Genomic DNA, 5,431 nt, shown 5'->3' with positions numbered 1-5,431 from the left:
GGGTCCGGTTGCGGGGGCGTGAGCGCCATGGATGGCGCGACCGAGCCTACAGGGACGTATTTACGGCGTCCCCCGCAGCCGGACCCACCCCGCCATCCCACGGACAGCCCGCTGTTGCCGTTGCTTCGGCTGTTGCTTCGGCCGTTGCCTCTGCGGGTGCAGGGCGCAGCCCTGCCAGCACACTCCCTTCCCTGAGCATTCCGCGCAGCGGTTTGAGCGCCGCGCGCACGCCGGCCACGGCACGCTAGCCGCAACGGAACCGCCCGTCCTCCATCGAGAACCCTCATGATCCTGCATCACCTGCCGCTGCGCGGCGCCCTGCTGCTGGCCCTGGCTGCGCTGCCGCTGACCGCACTCGCCGAAGCCACCTCACCCGCACCCACCCGGCAGATGCCCGGCGTCTATCACCACCGCATCGGCACCCTGCAGGTCACCGCCCTGTTCGATGGCGTGGTCGCACTCGGCCGGCAGGAAGTGGTCGACGTGCCGCCGACGCTGGTCACCCGCCTGCTGGAAGGCCGCTATGTCCCCGAAGACAGCAAGGGCCTGCAGACCGCGGTCAATGCTTACCTGATCCGCCAGGGCAATCACCTCACCCTGGTCGACACGGGCACCGCACAGTGCTTCGGTCCCGGCCTGGGCCAGGTACTGGGCAACCTGCGTGCCGCAGGCGTGGATCCCGCCGAGGTGGACGACATCCTGCTGACCCACGCCCACCCCGACCATCTGTGCGGCGTGCTCGACGCGCAGGGCAAGCCGGCCTATCCGAACGCGACAGTGTGGCTGTCCAGGGCCGACGCGGACTACTGGCTCAACCCGGCCAGCGAAGCCACCGCACCGGAGGGCGTGCGCTTTGCCTTCCCGCTCGCCCGAACCGCCGTGGCGCCTTATCAGGCCAGCGGCCACCTGCGTACCTTCGAGCCTGGCGATGCCCTCCCCGGCGGTGCCCTGGCGATGGATACCCATGGCCACACCCCCGGCCACGTCTCTTACCGGTTCGACAGCCAGGGCCAGTCACTGCTGGTGTGGGGCGACGTGCTGCACTTCCACGCGGTGCAGTTCGCCCACCCGGAAGCCGCGTTCGAGGCCGATTCGGACCGCAAGGCGGCCACGGCCAGCCGCCGCAGTCTGTTGCAGCAGGCCACCGCCGGGGCGTGGTGGGTGGCGGGTGCGCATCTGCCTTTCCCGGGCCTGGGCCACGTGCGCAGGGACGGCCAGGCCTATGCCTGGGTGCCGGCGGAGTATTCGCCATTGTGAGGGTGTGCCGACCAAGGTCGGCCCCCACCGATCTGGTAGCGCCGGGCCATGCCCGGCGGGCGAGAGGTTATTCCAGGCCCAGCCAGCCACCGATCACGGCACGGGCTTCGTCCACGCCGGTGCGGTCCTCACCGGAAAACACCTGCACGCTGACGCTGTCGCCGTAGGCCGACTGCAGTTCCTTGCGCACCTTCTGCAGCGTCTGCATCTGCTGGCCGCGGCCCAGCTTGTCGGCCTTGGTCAGCAGCGCATGCGCCGGCAGGCCGCGCTGTACGGCGTAAGACAGCATCTGGCGGTCGTAGTCCTTCAGCGGGTGGCGGATGTCCATCACCACCACCAGCCCCTTCAGTGCCTCCCGGGTACGGAAGTACCGGTCGATGAAGGCCTGCCAGTGCGCCTGCAGCTCCAGCGGCACCTTGGCGTAGCCGTAGCCGGGAAGGTCGACCAGGCTTGCTTCCGGGGTGATCTGGAAGAACACCAGCTGCTGCGTGCGGCCGGGGGTCTTGGAGACGCGGGCCAGGGCATTCTGCCGGGTCAACGCATTGAGGGCGCTGGACTTGCCGGCGTTGGAGCGGCCGGCGAAGGCCACTTCGGCCCCTTCGTCGGGCGGCAGCTGCCGCGCGTTGTGGGCCGAGAGGTGGTAACGGGCGCGTTCAAGGAGCAATGACATGCGCATAGGATCGCATGTTGCGGCGCCGCGCGCCCGTGCCGACGGCCCCAGCGGGGATTTTGCTGCACTGCTTCGTTGACCGTGCGTGGAAACGCCGTTGATAATCCGGACGACGCCGGCGGCCACCGCCCGGCCCGGTCCATACGGAGCTTTAGCATGCGCCACGCTCGCGTTCTTGCCGTATCCGCCCTTGCCACTGCTGTCGTTGTTGCCGCCGCTGCGTTCGCGCAGACCACGTTGACCCCGCTGCCCGACAACGGGCCGATCAACACCGCCTCGCTGGAGGTGGATTTCAGCAAGACGACCTGGGGCGATGCCAAGGCTGGCCAGGGCAAGGCTGCGGCCTGCGCGGCCTGCCATGGTGCCGACGGCAATTCCACGGTCGAGATGTACCCGTCCATCGCCGGGCAGAGCGAGCGCTATGTCGCCCAGCAGATGGCCCTGATCGCCAACGGCCAGCGCAGCTCCGGTGCGGCAGTGGCGATGGTGCCGTTCGTGCAGAACCTCACCCCGCAGGACATGCGCGACATCGGCGCGTTCTTCGCCACGCAGAAGGCCACCGCCGGCATCGCCGACGACACGGCGGTGACCGAAGGCCCCTACAAGGGCATGAAGTTCTACCAGATCGGCCAGCAGCTGTACCGCGGCGGCGACGCGTCGCGCGGGCTGCCGGCCTGCATGGCCTGTCACGGCCCCAGCGGCGCCGGCAACCCGGGCCCGGCCTACCCGCATATCGGTGGCCAGCACGCCAGCTATGTCGCGCGCCGCCTGCAGGAGTACCAGGCCGGGCAGACCAACGAAACCGACAAGGCACACTTCCAGATCATGGCCGCGGTGGCACAGAAGCTGACCGAACAGGAAGTGCAGGCGCTGTCCAGCTACCTGCAGGGCCTGCACAACCGGGCCGACGACGTGGCCACCGAAGCCACGCCGGCACGACCGGCCGCCGCCCCCTGACCGCCACTGGTCGGCCCGGGCCGCCACCGCGGCCCGCGCCTGCGGTATGTTTCCTTCACGCCGGCGACTGCGCCGGCGTTGCTTTTTCAACGGAGATGCGTGTCGATGAGGTTGATTCCCCGCCTGCTGTTGTCCCTGCTGGTGCTGCTGCCGATGGCCGCCAGTGCCGCCCCTGCCGCAGCCCCGCTGGTCGAAGGTCGCGACTACGAGCGCATCGCCCAGGCCGGTCCGTTCCAGCCGCTCGCCGGCAAGATCGAAGTGGTCGAGGTGTTCGGCTACACCTGCCCGCACTGCGCGCGTTTCGAACCGCAGCTGGAAGCCTGGGCGGCCAAGCTGCCGGCGGATGTTCGCTTCACTCCGGTGCCTGCGGCGTTCGGGGGCGCCTGGGATGCCTGGGCGCTGGCCTATTACGCCGCCGAAGAAGTCGGCGTCGCCAAGCGCAGCCATGCGGCCGTGTTCAAGGCACTGCACGAGCAGGGCACCCTGCCGATGCAGAATGTCTCGGCCGATGAGCTCGCCACCTTCTACAAGGCGTACGGTGTGGCGCCCGAGCGTTACACCCAGGCCCTGCGGGGCGACGCCGTGCAGAAGAAGGTCGACGCGGCGCGGGCATTCGCCCAGCGCACCCGCATCCCCGGTACCCCGGCGCTGATCATCAACGGCCAGTATCTGGTCCGCGGCAACAGCTTCGACGACCAGCTGCGCATTGCCTCGGCGCTGATCGCCCAGGTCCGCGCCAACCGCGGCCGCTGAACCAACGCCCACTCCCGACACGGCGCTGTCGCCGCCGCGTGTCATCATTTCCCCCTGGCCGGCGCCCGCCGCCGGCCCCACCATTCCAGATGCTGGAGACGCTTCCATGAAGATCCGCTACGCCCTCGCACTCGCAGCGCTGCTGCCGATCCTGGCGGCCTGCAAGGCCGACGACGGCACCGCCAACACCTCCGCCGCCCCGGCCGAGCCGACCACCACCCCGGCCAGCACCGACCCCGCTGCGGCACCGGCCACTGACAACGCAGGCGCGGCCCCGGCAGCCGAAGGCGAGAAGGCCGCCGAAGCCGCTCCTGCGGCCGCTCCGGCCCCGACCACCACCGCACTGACCGGTCCGGCGCCGGTGGCCGGTGAGGACTACCAGGAAATTCCGAACGGCCAGCCCTTCCAGCCGGTTGCCGGCAAGGTCGAAGTGGTCGAGATCTTCGGCTACGTCTGCCCGGCCTGCGCCGCCTTCCAGCCGCTGGTCGGCCCGTGGAAAGCCGGTCTGCCGGGCGACGTGAACTTCGTCTACGTGCCCGCCATGTTCGGCGGCACCTGGGACGACTACGCCCGTGCCTTCTATGCCGCGCAGACGCTGGGCGTGCAGGAGAAGACCCACGAGGCGCTGTACGCCGCCATCCACTCGCAGAAGACCCTGAAGGGCGAACGCGGCCGTGATTCGGTCGAGGACATCGCCAAGTTCTACGCCGGCTACGGCGTCGATCCGAAGCAGTTCGCCGCCACCATGGGCAGCTTCGCGGTGAATGCCAAGACCAACTCGGCCAAGCAGTTCGCGCAGCGCAGCCAGATCAGCGGCACCCCGTCGATCATCGTCAACGGCAAGTACCTGGTGAAGGGCAAGAGCTTCCCGGACATGCTGCGCATCGCCGACCACCTGATCGCCCGCGAGCGCGGTGCGGCCCAGGCTCACTGATCCAAGAGAAGCTGTCCCCGGCCGTGAATTCCCCCTCTACACGGACCCTGCGTCTGCTGACGGCCAACATCCAGGCCGGCTCCAGTACCCGCCGCTACAGCGACTATGTGACCCGCAGCTGGTCACATGCGCTGCCGGCGGGTCGCAAGCGCAGCAGTCTTGATGCGATTGCCACACTGGCGCGTGGGCACGACATCGTTGGCCTGCAGGAAGCCGATCCAGGCAGCCTGCGTTCGGGCTTCACCAACCAGACCCACTACCTGGCCCAGCGTGCCGGCTTCAACTACTGGAGCCACCAGCCGAACCGGCGCATGGGCGGGGTTGCATCCAGTGCCAACGGCCTGCTGAGCAAACTGGAGCCGGTGGAGGTGCAGGACCACGCCCTGCCCGGCCGCATCGGCGGGCGTGGCGTGCTGCTGGCCAGGTTCGGTGATGGCAGGGACGGCCTGGCCGTGGCCGTGGCCCACCTCTCGCTGGGTGCCGGTTCGCGGATGGCACAGCTCGGTTTCATCGCCGAGCTGCTGTCCGACCACCCCAATGCCGTGCTGATGGGTGACTTCAACTGCCTGGCCGAACGGCCGGAAATGCAGGTGCTGTACCAGAAGACCCGGCTGCAGCCTCCAGGCTGCATCGTGCCGACATTCCCCAGCTGGCGCCCGGACCGCGCCATCGACCACATCCTGGTCAGCAGCAGCCTGCAGACCCGCGCGGTCGAAGCCGTACCGGCGGCCTTCTCGGACCATCTGGCGCTGGCCATGGCCATCGACGTACCGGCCAGCGCCCTGCGCTGATCGGTAGCGCCGGGGGGGCACCCGCGGGAGCGACACCACAACCCCGGCCTTGGCCCCCGCGCCCCCCCC

Annotated in this window: 6 protein-coding genes; 5 read left to right on the top strand and 1 reads right to left on the bottom strand. The window is 69.4% G+C overall.

The window, feature by feature from the left end; translation table 11 throughout:
* Positions 1 to 285 precede the first annotated feature (285 nt).
* Complete coding sequence (locus ACVOJ1_RS18890; RefSeq protein ID WP_346480775.1) at positions 286 to 1,257, top strand: MBL fold metallo-hydrolase; 972 nt, start codon at positions 286 to 288, stop codon at positions 1,255 to 1,257.
* A 67-nt stretch (positions 1,258 to 1,324) separates the two neighbouring features.
* On the opposite strand, the gene yihA is transcribed toward ACVOJ1_RS18890, so the two are convergent.
* On the bottom strand, positions 1,325 to 1,927 hold the full coding sequence (gene yihA / locus ACVOJ1_RS18885) for a ribosome biogenesis GTP-binding protein YihA/YsxC (protein WP_053519877.1): 603 nt from the start codon (positions 1,925 to 1,927) through the stop codon (positions 1,325 to 1,327).
* A 156-nt stretch (positions 1,928 to 2,083) separates the two neighbouring features.
* Between yihA and ACVOJ1_RS18880 the strand changes: the two genes are divergently transcribed.
* The 4 genes from ACVOJ1_RS18880 (at position 2,084) to ACVOJ1_RS18865 (ending at position 5,362) form a co-directional block, all read left to right on the top strand.
* Positions 2,084 to 2,884: a c-type cytochrome gene (locus ACVOJ1_RS18880; RefSeq protein WP_065175142.1), complete on the top strand. Its 801-nt coding sequence runs from the start codon at positions 2,084 to 2,086 to the stop codon at positions 2,882 to 2,884.
* Positions 2,885 to 2,989: 105 nt separating this feature from the next.
* Entirely contained in the window at positions 2,990 to 3,637 is a 648-nt protein-coding gene (locus ACVOJ1_RS18875; protein WP_053519865.1) for a thiol:disulfide interchange protein DsbA/DsbL, read from the top strand.
* Between the two features lie 106 nt (positions 3,638 to 3,743).
* Positions 3,744 to 4,571, top strand: coding sequence for a thiol:disulfide interchange protein DsbA/DsbL (locus ACVOJ1_RS18870; protein WP_053519866.1), 828 nt, complete (start codon positions 3,744 to 3,746; stop codon positions 4,569 to 4,571).
* 53 nt (positions 4,572 to 4,624) lie between these two features.
* The gene (locus ACVOJ1_RS18865; RefSeq protein WP_180875876.1) at positions 4,625 to 5,362 is read left to right on the top strand and encodes an endonuclease/exonuclease/phosphatase family protein; all 738 of its coding nucleotides are present in this window, start codon (positions 4,625 to 4,627) and stop codon (positions 5,360 to 5,362) included.
* Positions 5,363 to 5,431 lie beyond the last annotated feature (69 nt).

This window comes from Stenotrophomonas sp. STEN225 (genome assembly GCF_056756445.1).
This window is presented reverse-complemented; position numbering and strand designations above follow the sequence as displayed.